This window comes from Streptomyces sp. NPDC001493 (genome assembly GCF_053597235.1).
The window spans coordinates 106230-119980 of sequence record NZ_JBSFHV010000025.1 but is presented as its reverse complement, the minus strand read 5'-3'; the positions used below and the strand labels follow the sequence as shown (position 1 = coordinate 119980).

The window sequence follows — 13751 nt, the reverse complement described above, 5'->3', positions numbered from 1 at the left end:
GGTGACCGTACCGGTGCGCCCCGCGGCGAGCATCGCCCGCGCCTCCGCGGTGGCGCTCCGTTCGGCATGTGACGCATTGTCACTGTCACTCTCCGCGTCCCAGCGCAAGCGCTGGAATGGAATTCCGTAAACGGAATTCCTGAGGGAATGCAATTCGCGCAAGCGCTCATTGCGGGCACCCGCGCAAGCGCGGTCGCCTTGGCTGGCTACGAGGGGAGGTGCATCACGCGCGGGCCTGTGTAGGGCTTGGGGTTCCTGGCCACCACCTCCGACATGTAGTTGACGGATCGCCAGAGACTGGTGTGCGATCTGACGATCCGTCAGGCTGGCCGGACACGGGCGCATCGCCCTAGGCTGGGGGATGGTCACAGCGACTCGCCTCACACGCCAAGCCTCTTTCATCCGTTCTCGTTTACGGGGCGAGAACTGCGATGATCGCGCACTGATGACACTTACCTTGCCTTATGAATCTGCATCACTTGCTGAACTGTGTAGCGTTTGTGATCTGAGCCCCTCCACTTCCGCCGGTCCGCACGGGTACGCAAATTGACCCCCTTTCTCGTTCGAGAAAGGGGGTCAATTCAGCTCTCACATCGCTAGATGTGGATTACCGGAGCATCCTCATATTCAACTCCGGGTGCGGGTCCGACCAATTTTCCCGTACTTGCGTTCTCGCAGTAGGAGTTGAATGTTTCGGCGCCGGTCATCGGCAGTGGATCACCATCCATGAAGTTCCACGCCCGCACGCTATCGTGCGCGTTTCCTTCGCCGAACGTACGCAGTACCATGCCGGAGGCGAACTTGCCGGAAACGGCCGCAGAGAGAATGAAGCTGAAACGCGCGGCCTGTAGTTTGTCGAACGTGATGCTTTCTCCCTGATTCATGAATTCGAATCGGCAGAGGCAGCGGGTGTTCGTCACCAGGTCGCCGAGTGCAATAGTGACGGAGTGTACGCCGTTTCCGGCTGCGTCGGTCATCCGCTGGAGGATGTCCATTGCGAGGTTGACTTCCTCTTCCGTCGAACGGTGCTCGTTGAAGCGGTGGGGGTCCATGATGGGCCTTTCTGTTGGATGTGGCTTGGGCGCGGCGGGGGGTGCCAATCCCCCCGCCGCTGGGGAGCTACTTGGTGCGCTGAGCCGGAATGCTGAGATGCTGTCCCGGGCGCGGCGCCGGAATTTGTACTGCCTCCTCACCCATGTGCATTCGAATGAGGCGCATGATCTGATCGCGAGTGAGGCCGAGAGTGTCTCCCGACCGGTCCGCTCCACCGGTGAAGACTGCTGTTCCCTGGTACAGCTGGTGCGGCTTCTTGTGTGCGGCGTAGATGCGGGTGGCGAAGAGGTTCACGAATGAGCCGTTAATCTGGCCTTCGTCGTCAACCCACATTGTGAGATCTGCGCCGATAGCGACAGCGTCGATGCGGTCGCACTCGATTTCCCTGTAGAGGACCTGAAGGCTCGTGAAGGATTCGATGGGCCATTCGACCACTCGGATGACCCCGTTGGGGTACATGACGAGAGCGAAGGATTCCTGTTGGGTCATTCGGTTTCTCCTTGTAGTGCTGTGGTTTGGGCGTATCCGGGGGGCCAACCCCTTCAACTTCCTGACAAGAAGAACTCTACCATAACTACAGCAACTCTTTCGCTCTCGTGCTTTGCTTAAATCCAAGACGGCGAAGTTGTCCCCAATTCCCTTGACTAGAACCGCAGTTGTGATCCCACTTTGGGGATTGAATTCGCCTCTCTTGGCGGGTCGCATGGCGATACGGGAGAGCCCCGCGCCAGCAGGCCGCCGGTGCTAGCTCGTCGCAGCCCGCGACGGTGCGATCAGGGGTGGCAGCTTCCACGCGTCGGCCCACAGGCCGTCGCCCGGCTTTCGTGGCCAAGCGCAGCGCTGGGCGTGTTCCCCGACTCCCCGTCACCCGCCTCCATCCATCCCCATCCAGAAGCCAGGCCCGGAGGACGAGGGGAAGTCTGAGTCCGCACCGCCCGAGACGTGGGGTGTCACCTGCGGATTTGGCTGTGAGCTGGGGTTCCTGGTGCAACTCATGTCGCTACCCATGGCGCGACGAATCTCGAAACCGCTGGTGCTACGGATGGTGCGTCACATGCTGCGCTTCTGGGGGCGTGTCGCGAGTGATCACGAATGCTTGCAGTAGTGGTAGAGTTCTCTATGTCAGGAAGTCGCAGGGGTTGGCCCCTTTGCGGCGCCCAAACCACAGCACAACAAGGAGTGACCGCATGGCCGTTAACGCCAAGTCGAATCGTGAAGCCTTTTTCGCCGCTGGATCCGAAGTGATGATTGACATTCTTCTGGGCCTGCCGGTCGGAGAGCATCTCTTCTTCTGCGCCACCGAGATTGCCGATGGCGTGACCGTTCCGGCGCGCGCAGTCGTGACGGTGGAGTCGCACTTCGGCTTCCTGGCCCGCGTCGATGCCTCCCAGGAAAAGGTCTTCGCGACGGTTCTCGGTGCCGGATTGCTGAGCATCGACGCCAACTGCATGGTGACGGTCCGTTCAACGACCCCCGGACGGCACCCGGTGACGCGGGTGTGGGACAAGCTCTCCCACACAAGCTTGCGTCCACTTACGGCAGACGAGGCACACAGCCGTTTCGTCCCCGAGGATGCCAAGGGACGCGAGGCAAGTGTGCTCGCGTTCCGCAGCGCTTTCCGACTCTGATTCCCACAGGGTTCCAGCGGTGGTTCCTGGTAGCGGTTGACCTCGCACCAGGAACCACCACCCCAGGTTCCGCAGACAGAGAATGGAGATGCTGTGCATTGTTCCGCCTGCAACGACGGCGAGTACAGCTGTCCGCAGTTCTGTCCTTTCATCGCTCCCGGGAGCATGCAGGAACAGGCGATGGCGATGCTGGCTGACGACGAGGAAGAGGTTTTCGACGGCGACTGGTGAGTTCAAACCAGTGCCACCCATCCGGCGCCAGTGCAGTAACTGGACGTCGTGTTCTGCCGGGGGGGATCGGTTGGCCCCGCTCCCCCCGGCATCCAAACCGCACCAAAGGAGAAACGAAAAAAATGAGCAAGAACTCCACCGTGGAGCAGCAGCCGCACAACCTCTCCGCCCTTGGAGAGTTGGTGCACCTCGACCCCCGGGAAATCCAGTTGGACGACCGCAACGCTCGCAAAGAGAACTCGAAGCCGGACGCAGCATTGCTTTCGTCCGTGGCTTTGATCGGTGTGCAGGAGCCGATCGGAGTTCGTCGCTCGGGGCAGGGTGAGGGGTCGGTGTACGTGGTCTACAAGGGCCAGCGCAGGTGGCTTGCCGCGCGAGAGGCAGCGGTGAAGGCCGCAGCCAAGGGGCAGCCCATTCGTCTCATCCCTGCTTTCGTGCGAGATGACCTGAACGGTGATGATGCGGAGACGCTTTTGCTGTCGCTGGTCGAGAACACTCAGCGAGTTCGTATGACGGACCGCGATGCGGTGAACGGCGCGGCTCAGCTCGAACTGATCGGGTTGGACGAGGCCGGCCGCCGACGGTCCGCAGCCGTTCTGGGCATCAAGCGGGACGCGCTCAAGGCCGCCAAGAAGGCCGCCGCCCTTACGCCGGCCGGGTTGGAGACCGGTGCACACTACGGTTTCGACCTGACCGAGTTGGCTGACCTCCAGGAGGTCGAGCGGGTCGCGGACGCGGCCGTCACGCTGCACCAGGCCAAGAAGAAGGACGTGGCAGAGAAGACGCCTCGGCGCGGTCACTGGCAGCACGCCATGTCGCGTCTGCGGCAGGAGCTGCAGCAGCAGGAGAAGCGTGCTGCCATCGTGGAGCGTCTGACAGCTTCGGGTGTGCGGGTGATCGAGGGGTTCCGTCAATGGGATGCCACGGATGTGCCGCTGGCCAAGCTGACTACGAGCCAAGGCAAGGCGATCGCGAGCAGCGCGCACGCCAAGTGCCCGGGTCGGGCTGCGCGGCTGGACGGGAACTTGAAGCCGGTCTACTGCTGCACCGACCCGGAGAGGTACGGGCATCTCGTCTCCGGAGTGCCCGTCGCGGCAGATGTGGCGCGCGCCAAGGAGCTCGCTCGCATCGAGCGGAGGAACGTCGTTGAGAGGAATCGGGCGGCACGGGCCGCACGGGAGGTCCGCCAGGAGTTCGTGTCGGGACTCTGCAAGGGCAAGGGTATTTCGGATGCCGCCTGGGTGCTGGTGCTCGAAACGATGATGAACGGCTCGGACGTATACCGCCGGTTCATCAACAGGGCGCAGGAGAAGGCCTCGGCCGAGGTCAGCCGCTACGTCGGCGCTCCCGTGTCGGAGGGGGCGAATGACCCGTTCTCGCCGTTGATTGCGCGCACCGGGAAGGCTCGGCGCCCGCTGTTGCTACTGGCTCAGGTCGCGGCCGCTTTCGAGGCGGAGATGCACGATCGAGCGTGGTCCGTGCGGAGCGAGGCTCAGCGCAAATGGCTTGAGTTCTTGGTCGAGGAGGGTTACACGCTGTCCGACCACGAATCCGGCATCCTCCATGGTGAGCGGGAGACGGAAGGAGCGGAGGACCAGGAGCAGCAGGGGGTGCAGGAGCTCTCCGCTGATCTGGCCGAGGGTGATGTGCCGTCCCTGCCGTCTGAGCTGGTGACCGCTGACGAGGACCGAGCGAGCGAGCCGAAGGGCCAGAGCGCGCAGGACGGGGGAGCCCCGAGGGGGGACGACGCTGGCTATGAGTCGTCGCCTGGACAGGATGAGGCCGAGGAGGGCGTAGCGGCCTCGGATGAGGCCGAGGAGGGCGTAGCGGCCTCGGATGAGGCCGAGGAGGGCGTAGCGGCCTCGGATGAGGCCGAGGAGCGGCAGCGAGGGTAGTTAGTTCCGTTCCGGGTTCCGGTTTCGCCCGACGGGCGGAGCCGGGGCCGGCCAGGAGATGGAAGTGGGCGAGACGCGGATGCGTCTCGCCCACTTTTTCGTGTGTGTGGCGGTCCGGCGGTTGTCCGCCGAAGCGGACCGCTTTCGCGGCTGGCCCAACCGCCGGACCTTTCCCAAACCACAACCAGCAGGGAGTTCCGAAGGGCTCCGCACCGAGCTGTGATGCGTTTCCAGGATAGCGGTCATGTCTACCGACGCCGCGCCGGGGGAAGCACGGACACGGCTTCGTTAATGGTGCTAGAATTCTTTATGTCGGTTCGGTTGGTCCCGGTCCGGCCCCCAAACCACCCAACAGGGAGTTCGCGTGACATTGAATCAGCAGCACCGCAGCACCCCGGCATCAGGAAATGAATACGTCGACCAGGATTGCGCGAAGCTCGCAGAGTTCGGCATTGACGAAGCCGACATCGAGGAGGCCATGGCCCCTGCCGTAGCGCGCATCCGGGAGATGGCCGTAGATATCGGCATGAGTGCAGAGGCGTTCTTTGATTCGCTGGACGACGAACTCTTCGGCGCCTTGTGCGTCGGGTACCTGTCGGCGAAGAGGTCCGGATACACCGGAGCAGCGCTGGTGCGTGAAGCCGACGTCCGCACCGCTGCCGCCTTGGTGCGCGTGGGACGCGCGGACCTTGGCCCGCTCGCCTTGGCTCTCGGCCACCTTTCCTGACCGTGTCGGGTAGGGCCGGTGTCGCCGGACCTACCCGCTCACGGTTCATCCGGCACTCCGCCAGCCGGGATTCCCCTTGTACCGCGCCAGGGAGCAGTCATGACTAAATCGGCCCTTTCCATTCGCTCGCCCCGCCTGCTGGTGCTGCGCGTGTCCATCACCGACGGTGCGGGCACCTCCCGGCGGAGTTGGTCCATGCCCACCGCACCGTTTGGGTCCGCCGCGTGGCAGCTTCCCGTGGTAGTTCACCATCTGGCAGTCCTGAACAGGACACAGAGCACGCCCACGCTGGACCGGGTGAAGACCCATCTTGACCGTCGCTCGGGAGCAGCGGTCCCGGCACCCCGGGACGACTACCCCTACGACCCGCTGCATGACGATCGGGTTTCCTGCTGGCTGGACTTCCACATGGAGCCCGCCCAGGGCAGCGAGCGTTGGCCCCGGTGCTCTTTGACTGTCTTGGAGCAGGAATCGGGACGGTGCCAGTGGAACCGCGTCACCCGCCGTCGGGGGGCGTACGAGGTGATCGCGTACGCGTACCGGGAAATGGCGGCCGAGGCGGAGATCTTCGCGGGCAGGAAGCGTGGCCGGCCGAGCAGGAGCGCGGCCGAGTTGCACGACCAAGCGGAGGCGGTACGCGACTGGTGCTGGCGCGTCCACCGGCAGGCGCGGGCTGAGCAGCTGCTTGTCAGGTTCGGGGGTTCGGACCTGGAACCGACGGAAACGCGCCGCGCGGGGGGACTCACACCACACCACAAATCGTCCTAACGGTGGTAGAATTCTTTATGTCGAAGGGTTGGCCCCCTTCGACATCCCGAACCACGAAACCGCAGGAGAACAGCTTCATGGAGAACACGAAGAGCACGTCCACGTCGTCCCGCATCGAACCGGACCCCTCGGTCAGCGAGGACGCGATGCGGTCCATTCCGCAGGAAGCCCAGCATCGGCCCGGCTCGGTCACCTCACTCCGCGATCTGTTCGGGCCGGAGATCGACCGGTACACCCGCGCAGACGCGATTGCTGACGGAGTCCTCGTCCAGGCACCTCCGAGCATGAGCGGAGAGGCTGGAATCAGGGTTCCGGCTGCCCTCACCCGGGCGGTCTGGGTGGACTGTGTGGAGTGGCACGAGGCCGACAGCAGGCGGCAGACCCCGCAGGACGTCGACGGCCGACTGTGGGACGTCTTGTTCATGACCGCGTACGCCGCCCGCCGACACCGGGGACGTGCAACCTTCCCGGTGGAGCTGTACCGAGTACCGCGAGGGGGCAGGGCACGAGCCGCGAGGAAGGTCGAGTTGAAGGGAACCATCCACCGCGGTGATGAGGGCGAGGTCGTCCTCACGATCAGCCAGCCCGACGAGGACTGACACACCCCGGGGGCCGCGCCCGGCGCGGCCCCCTTCCCGCCCACCCGAAGGGCCACCGGGTCGAGGCCGAGCCGGTCGGCAGGGAGTTCGCCACCGCCCACCGTGACGGCGAACGCACCCCGCCGGGTGGCATCGAACGCACCAGTAGAGACGAGCGGGTTGGCCCCCGCCCGACACCCGAGTCACTCACCCAGCAACCAGCAGAGGAGTAGTCGCATGGCACGCAGAAACGGGGTCGCACCGCCCCCGCAGTACTTGACCGCCCCCGTCGGAATCGGGCTCCAGGTCGTCGACCAGCTGCACGGCTACGCCCTGAGCGAGCCGACCAGCGCCGAGGACGCCCAGGCCGTGGCCGACGAACTCAACCGGTCCCCGGAAGCTGTGCTCACCGCGGTGCACGCGCTGGACAAAACATTGGTCGGGCCGGCCGCCGAAGTCCTGCGCAGCATGCGCCGGTACGGCTACCGGTGGTCCCTTGACGAACGAGCCGCAGCCGATCTGCATGGCTACCAGAAGCTGGAAAAGCTGGCCGCGGTGGGGCATCTGGCCATGGTGTGGAGCCTTCAGGGAGCCGCCTTCTTCGTCACGCCCGAGCGGTACAGGGAACTTGAGGCCGCCTTCCGGTATGACAGCGACGGGCGTCCCAGGGTGCCCGCGTCGCAACTCGGCCGCCGCCGCCAGCAGCTGGAAGCTATGGCGGACCGCGAGCGGTACAGCCCGTGCGAGCTCCACGGCATCAGCACCGGGTCGTGCGGCATCTGCGGCCCGAAGGAGGCCTGGCAGTGCGACTGGGGTGCCTGCTGGGCGAACGCGGTTACGGTCTGCGGCCAGCGCCGGATGTGCGAGCGGGACGCCCTGCACTGGTACCCGAAGATGCACGCCGCCCTGAACACCGAGGACTAGCCCCGCCCGTCATGCCGGGGCGCGAGCTGCGCCCCGGCATGACGGCACCGGAAAAGACGTCGAGCACCACCAGCTCCGAACGGCACCGTTCGAAGGAGAAGTCTGTGCAGAAGGACGAATTCGCCGAGCTGGCCCACCACGTGGCCGCCTCGCTCACCGTCGCCGAGCGCTCGTGGTGGTGCGTGCCGGATACGTCGTGGGAATGCGCCGCGCGTATGCGGAGCAGCGACGGGCGGGAGATCGTCTTGATCCTGACCGGGCGCAGTGTCACGGCCCGCGGCATGTGGGGACGGGGCATCCCGCCCCGCTTCGGTCCTCCGAGTCCCGAGGTGAGCATGGCAGCGGACGGCGCGACGTACGTGGCCGGGCACATCCGGCGCCGGCTGCTGCCCCGGTACGAGGTCGTGTTCGCGCGATGGTTGGAGCTGGAAGCCGAAGCGGAAGCGGAGAAAGCTGCCCGAAGGGTCGTCGCAGAGCGGATCGCCGGTTCTCTGGGACCGGGCCTTGAAAGGGCCCCGGGGAGTGTGGAGGTGACCCACGAGGACAAGTTGAGGCAAAGCGCGGTCGACCGGCGCTCCGGACGGGTCCACATGCGGTTCCTGATCGGTCGCGGGGGCAACGAGATCGAGGTGTCGGTAAGCGGACTCGCAGGAGTGCAAGCAGAGGCACTGGGAGCTCTACTTGCATATGAATGTGGGGAGTTGGCCTAGTCACGCAGGAACCTGACCTGTGGAACCCCCCAGGGATTTCATCCATTAGTGGCGGAGTTATTTACGTCAGGTGGAGTTGGCCCTCCGAATGGCGCCCGAATCACGCCTGCTCCGGCAGGCACACCCCGGGGTGTTCGCCGACCCGCTTCGACGGACACCCCGGCCCAGGAAAGCTGAGCGAAAGAGTCCCGTGATGACCAACGCAGCCTCGGTGCCCGACGTGCACCGCCTCACCTTCGAGATCGCTACGCACCTGCCCCAGGGGTGGCGCGGCGAGCCAGACCCCAAGTCTCCGGCAGAAGCCGCCTACCTGGTGCATCAGGATGGCAGCAGGGTGCACCTGTACATCGACCGGTACGCGCGCAGCCGTGATGCTGGGCGGATCACGGCCTACGGCTGCAAGCTGGAAACGCCGTCCGGCATGCGCGGCGTCCCGCCGAACTTCGGTCGCATCACCTTGGCCGCGACGAAGTCAGCGCGACAGCTCGCGCGCGACGTGTCCCGCCGGCTCCTGCCCCTTCTCGCCGCCGCGCAGGAGATCGTGCGGGCGCAGCTTGACCAGCACCAGCACGAGGAAGCACTGCGCTCCACTGTGGCGGGGCGCCTCGCGGCGCTCCCTCATGTCCGTACGTTGCCCCGTTCGCCGTACGGATCGCCCAGCGAACAGCTGACGTGGCACCTGGCCTGGCAGGGCGTGCCCCGGGGTGAAGGGCCCGACCGGGGGTTCCTCATCCCGGAGGCCCGCGTCAGCGTCACGGCCCGCAAGGGGTTCGAGCGCGTCGGCGTGACCCTCACCGACTTGTCCGCGGACCAGGCCGAGCGGGTGCTCCGCGCACTTGACGACGCCCCGAAGGTTCCAGCCGGGTACTGACCGTTCGCGCGGGGCCGCCCGCCTCTCGGCGGGCGGCCCCGACTCCGTCTAGCCCTGGCCGTCTTCTGGGGCGAGCGGTTCTCCGCCCGGTGCCCCGCTGCCGTCACCGGGCTCGTCGCCGCGCTTCTCCGGCCAGGCGTCTCTCACCTGAAGTGCCAGCGAGCCAACAGCGGCCACGGTCGTGATCCACAGGGCAAAATCTTCTGAGTTCATGTCCGGTCCTCTTGGATCAAGCAGGACCTCGCACCAAACTACGCGGTCAGGCGCCGTCCGCGCCCTCCGCTTCTATGCAGCTGGTGGCGGTCTCGGTCGATGAAACGACGGAAGACCGCGCTTCCCGGCGCTCGGGGAACTCGAGGCTCAGCCAAAACAAGTTCACCCGGCGGATGGCACGGCCGGGCAGGAAGCGGAACATTTTGGACGGCCGCCGACGACGTGTCGTCATGGCCACGGATGCTGACGACCAAGAGCGCCAGCAGTTCGTTCAAGCAGGGAGGCTCGACGCCCAGGAGCGCCAGCAGTCGCAGAACCCGAAGGGCGGCACGGGCCTGGCTCAGCAGCCGGCCGTCATGCCGGACCGGGCCGTCGGCTTCCTCAAGGCCCGCAAGTGCCAGAAGGGTTTCCGGCGTCAACGTCGTGAGGTCCGCAGTGGACATGCCCTGAAGAGCGCCGAGCACCCACAGCGGAACCTCGGCGGAATTCAGCATCCGCATCCTGCCGGGGTGCCGGCGGATTCGATCCTGTTGTTCCGCTTCGAGGTCACCTATGCGTTCCGCTGATCTCCACACCAACCACACGACCTCCAGCGCCGTACCGGCGAGATGACAGCTGGCCGCAGTATGCCGATCCCCAAGGTCCCGGATGTCTTCAGCGATCCTTCGGAAGACGGCGGCGACTGGACCATCAGGAAGTCGTTGGCTCACGGAGAGCACGAGCTCAGCACGCCCCTCGGGCCCCATGGCCGCGAGCGGGTGTCTTTCCAGAGCCTTGGTCGAGCCGCCATGGGCGAGTTCGTTCCGGCCCTGATGGATCGCCTCGGCGTCGGCCTGGGTGAGGACCCTCATCATCCCTCGCGCCTGGCGCACGGAGAGTGAGTCAGCAGCCGAGAACCCATGCACGGCGAGGCTCCGCCCGGGCTGCCGCCTCACTCCTAAGTCCATGAGACGCAAGGCTACTGGTGTCAGAGCCCCTGTCGCTGCGACATCACCCGATCTGGTGGTGAAACGGATTCCGCCACCCGAACGTCACGAACACGTCTGCATGTTGCGCATCAGGCCATAGCCCCAGAGGTTCGTGTAGCGGCCGGAAAGTCCAGCAGCAGGGCTGCGCAAGCTTCGGCCAGCTCCGGAAGCAACACGACGCACGACTCGCCCGCAAGAACACAACGGGCCGGCATCTCGGCACCGGAACGCGCGAGCCGGACAACTTCCTTACCGGGTGAACCGCCCTCGGGGGAGGCGAAAGGCCGCCCCCGTGCTCCTTCGCGCCCGGCGCCGCAGTTGGCGCCCTCGGCTCCGGAGCGCCCTCCCGGGACCGAGGTCTACCGCCGCTCCGGAGCCCCCGCCCGATGCCCTCAGCTTGGACGGGGACCAGGGAAACGGCACGGGAAACCAACCCAGAATCCATGTAATCGTGGTAGACTTCTTTATGTCGGAAAGGGGTTGGCCCCCCTTCCCGACACCCAACCGCAACATCTCACTCGAAGGAACCTCATGCACGCGAACAACGAACCGCGCTACACGATCGGGCAGCGCGAACAGGACGGCCGCTACCCGGTGACCGTCGACGACCGGCTCACCGGCCACATCTACCGGTGGCACGGGCAGTGGTATGCCATCCCGCTCGGCGTCACCATCGAGTCAGGCCACGACGACAGGAACCTCGCAGCAGCCCACCTGGCCTACCTGTTCGACGCCGGGGCCATCACGGCCAATTCGACCGGCACCGAACCGGAGAGCAGCAGCCAGGCCCGTGAGCTCGACCTCACCACGCCCCGCAACATCACCAGCGCCGCACGGGCCCTGGCACGGCTCGCCGAACTGGCCTGGACACCTCTCGCCCCGTACCCCGGATCTGACAACCCCTGGCCCATGACGTGCGGCCTCTGCGGATGGCAGGGAGTCCGCTGGTGGTCCCACCTTCGCGGCAGGAACGGGGATAACGTCCCCCGCCCCGTCAACCGGCACGACGGCTGCATCCCGATCGAGCAGCACGCCGAGAGGATCAGTCAGCTGACCGAAACGGCGACCGTTTGCCTCTGCTCCACCTCGCATCCGACCACACCGGACGCGGCAGCCGAACTGCTGAACTCCGTGGCCCGCGCGCGGCGTGCGGGCCACGAGCTCCAGGTACGTGCACATCTGGACCGCCTGCTCGGCCCCTGCCCTGCCTCCACGACGCGAGCTGAGGCCTTGCATTCCCTGACTTTGCGCCCCAAGAACTGAGCAACACCCCTTCCCTTCGGTGGCGGCCCGTGCCGCCACCGAAGGGCCGTGGCCCCGGCACCGCAGACGGTCGCCCCGTCCCGCGCCGAACGTTCGCCCGCTCCAGATTCCAGCCCTGCCACCACACGGGCTCCGCCCTCACTCACAAGCATGCGACGCGCCCCACGCTTATCGTGCTGCAGTTTTATACGTCGGCCGTTTGGTCGCGGCCCGACGCCCAAACCATCAACCACCACCAGGAGAACCGCGTGATCAGCAGCCAGCCCAACAGCCCGCTCCCCATCATCGGCACGCCCGTCACCTACCACGGCAGCCTCACCGACTACCATGGCCGCACCTTCTTCCTCTTCCCTCACCACGATCTGCTCACGTTCGAAGAGGCCGATGACTGCGAGTGCGACCCCCGGTCCCGCCGGACGCTGCGCAGCGCCGACCCGGACACCAACCTCGCCCACGTGCGCGAGTCCAGCTTCACCGCCGAGACCAGCGCATGGTGGCCCGAGGACTCGATCGACATCACCTGCGGCGGCTTCGTCTACAAGGCCTCGCACGCCCTTCCTGGCGGATCGCCCTCCTCCCGCATCCTCGCCTACTACGCGGGCAACGGCCGCGTCATGACCGAATGGTGCACGCTCGGCGAAATGGCCGGGAGCGACACCGTTCGAACCCTCGACGAACGCGGGCTGGATCCGTTCCGGTCGTCGAGGTTCCACCAGCACCCCGACAGCCCCCTCTGCGGCTGAACCCACCCCGCCCTGCGAGACACCGCGCCCCTACGGAGCCCAAGCGCCTCGCAGGGGCCAGGCCGGGACCCGCACCTCTCCCTGCGTCAGCGCCGTCCACTCACCCCGCCAGGAATCCGGGAAGCAGCTATGCCCATCCTGACCGCGCGTTCCTGTTCCTGCGTCGCCATCCGCCTCTGTGGTCACTGCGCATGTGGCCAGTGCCAGAGGTGCGGTCAGTGCGTGGGCGACGCCTGCGGCCCGTGCCCCTGCCCGGCTCACCACGGACAGGCCAAGGGCCGTGAACGCTCCGAACTCACCGAGTTCTACCTTGGGACACACATGGTCAACTGGCTCTGGGAGAGGGATCTCTTCCCCCTCTTTCAGGGCGTCACGTTCTTCGTCTCCCGAGTGCGGATCGCCACGCGCGTCAGCCGGCTTCTCCGTGCCCTTCACCCCTACTGCATCGATTCCGGGGGGTTCACCGAACTTCAGCGTCACGGCCGGTGGACCCTCACCGCCCCGGAGTACGTCGCCGAGATCCGCCGGTATCTCGCCGAGCTCGGCGCCTCCAGCTGCCGATGGGTCGCACCCCAGGACTGGATGTGTGAGCGGCAGGTCATCTTCGGCGGAGCCGGCCGAAGGGGTGTCCTGTTCCACGGCACGCAGGAGGCCCGAGGTGTGGCACCCGGCGCGCCCGAGCAAGACATGACGACCGCGGTCCGCACTCACCAGCGACTCACCGTCGACAACGCACTCGAACTACGGGCCCTGGCGCCCGACATCCCGTTCATCTTGGTCCTCCAGGGCAACACGTTCGAGGACTACACGCACTGCGCGCAGCTCTACACCGAAGCGGGTATCGATCTCACCGCCGAACCCGTCGTCGGCCTCGGCTCCGTGTGCCGACGACAGGGCACATCCGAAATCGGGCGAATCGCCCGCCACTTCGCAACGAAAGGTGTCCGGCTGCACGGGTTCGGGGTGAAAACCCTCGGTCTGGCCTCTTACGCGGACGCGCTGGTCTCCGCGGACTCCATGGCTTGGTCCGAAGACGCCCGCTACTCCGCGCCCCTGCCCGGGCACACCCACAGAAGCTGCTCCAGCTGCCCGGACTGGGCGGTGCGCTGGCACCGGCGCATCGTCCGGCAACACCTCGCACCAGACCAGTGACTCCCTCAGGCTCACCAACCAGCTACG

At 66.1% G+C, this 13751-nt stretch carries 15 protein-coding genes; 12 read left to right on the top strand and 3 right to left on the bottom strand.

Annotated features, from left to right (window positions below):
* Positions 1–596: 596 nt before the first annotated feature.
* Both ACWCWD_RS29635 and ACWCWD_RS29630 read right to left on the bottom strand, forming a co-directional pair.
* The gene (locus tag ACWCWD_RS29635; RefSeq protein ID WP_450777461.1) at positions 597–1052 is read right to left on the bottom strand and encodes a hypothetical protein; all 456 of its coding nucleotides are present in this window, start codon (positions 1050–1052) and stop codon (positions 597–599) included.
* 67 nt (positions 1053–1119) lie between these two features.
* Positions 1120–1542 (bottom strand): DUF3846 domain-containing protein, encoded by a 423-nt coding sequence (locus ACWCWD_RS29630; protein WP_450777459.1) that lies wholly within the window; start codon positions 1540–1542, stop codon positions 1120–1122.
* A gap of 698 nt (positions 1543–2240) precedes the next feature.
* Between ACWCWD_RS29630 and ACWCWD_RS29625 the strand changes: the two genes are divergently transcribed.
* From ACWCWD_RS29625 to ACWCWD_RS29595, 7 genes are all read left to right on the top strand, one after another.
* On the top strand, positions 2241–2681 hold the full coding sequence (locus tag ACWCWD_RS29625) for a hypothetical protein (RefSeq protein WP_450777457.1): 441 nt from the start codon (positions 2241–2243) through the stop codon (positions 2679–2681).
* A gap of 353 nt (positions 2682–3034) precedes the next feature.
* Complete coding sequence (locus ACWCWD_RS29620) at positions 3035–4807, top strand: hypothetical protein (protein WP_450777456.1); 1773 nt, start codon at positions 3035–3037, stop codon at positions 4805–4807.
* A gap of 364 nt (positions 4808–5171) precedes the next feature.
* Entirely contained in the window at positions 5172–5534 is a 363-nt protein-coding gene (locus ACWCWD_RS29615) for a hypothetical protein (protein WP_450777454.1), read from the top strand.
* A gap of 845 nt (positions 5535–6379) precedes the next feature.
* Positions 6380–6901, top strand: coding sequence for a DUF6573 family protein (locus ACWCWD_RS29610; protein ID WP_450777452.1), 522 nt, complete (start codon positions 6380–6382; stop codon positions 6899–6901).
* A 216-nt stretch (positions 6902–7117) separates the two neighbouring features.
* Entirely contained in the window at positions 7118–7804 is a 687-nt protein-coding gene (locus ACWCWD_RS29605; RefSeq protein ID WP_450777451.1) for a hypothetical protein, read from the top strand.
* Between the two features lie 104 nt (positions 7805–7908).
* Positions 7909–8514 carry a hypothetical protein gene (locus ACWCWD_RS29600; RefSeq protein WP_450777449.1) on the top strand — a complete coding sequence of 202 codons (606 nt, stop codon included), beginning with the start codon at positions 7909–7911 and terminating at the stop codon, positions 8512–8514.
* A gap of 193 nt (positions 8515–8707) precedes the next feature.
* A complete protein-coding gene (locus ACWCWD_RS29595; protein WP_450777447.1) occupies positions 8708–9385 on the top strand; it encodes a hypothetical protein in 678 nt (225 codons plus the stop codon).
* Between the two features lie 48 nt (positions 9386–9433).
* Here the strand turns inward: ACWCWD_RS29595 and ACWCWD_RS29590 are convergent, their stop codons facing one another.
* Entirely contained in the window at positions 9434–9598 is a 165-nt protein-coding gene (locus ACWCWD_RS29590; RefSeq protein WP_450777445.1) for a hypothetical protein, read from the bottom strand.
* 83 nt (positions 9599–9681) lie between these two features.
* On the opposite strand from ACWCWD_RS29590, the gene ACWCWD_RS29585 reads away from it, so the two are divergent.
* The 5 genes from ACWCWD_RS29585 (at position 9682) to ACWCWD_RS29565 (ending at position 13724) form a co-directional block, all read left to right on the top strand.
* Positions 9682–10164 carry a hypothetical protein gene (locus ACWCWD_RS29585; RefSeq protein ID WP_450777443.1) on the top strand — a complete coding sequence of 161 codons (483 nt, stop codon included), beginning with the start codon at positions 9682–9684 and terminating at the stop codon, positions 10162–10164.
* Positions 10165–10224: 60 nt separating this feature from the next.
* On the top strand, positions 10225–10479 hold the full coding sequence (locus ACWCWD_RS29580; protein WP_450777442.1) for a hypothetical protein: 255 nt from the start codon (positions 10225–10227) through the stop codon (positions 10477–10479).
* A 618-nt stretch (positions 10480–11097) separates the two neighbouring features.
* On the top strand, positions 11098–11829 hold the full coding sequence (locus ACWCWD_RS29575) for a hypothetical protein (RefSeq protein WP_450777440.1): 732 nt from the start codon (positions 11098–11100) through the stop codon (positions 11827–11829).
* A 248-nt stretch (positions 11830–12077) separates the two neighbouring features.
* Positions 12078–12572, top strand: a complete 495-nt coding sequence (locus ACWCWD_RS29570; protein WP_450777438.1) for a hypothetical protein — start codon at positions 12078–12080, stop codon at positions 12570–12572.
* 222 nt (positions 12573–12794) lie between these two features.
* A complete protein-coding gene (locus ACWCWD_RS29565; protein ID WP_450777436.1) occupies positions 12795–13724 on the top strand; it encodes a deazapurine DNA modification protein DpdA family protein in 930 nt (309 codons plus the stop codon).
* The last annotated feature ends 27 nt before the right edge of the window (positions 13725–13751 follow it).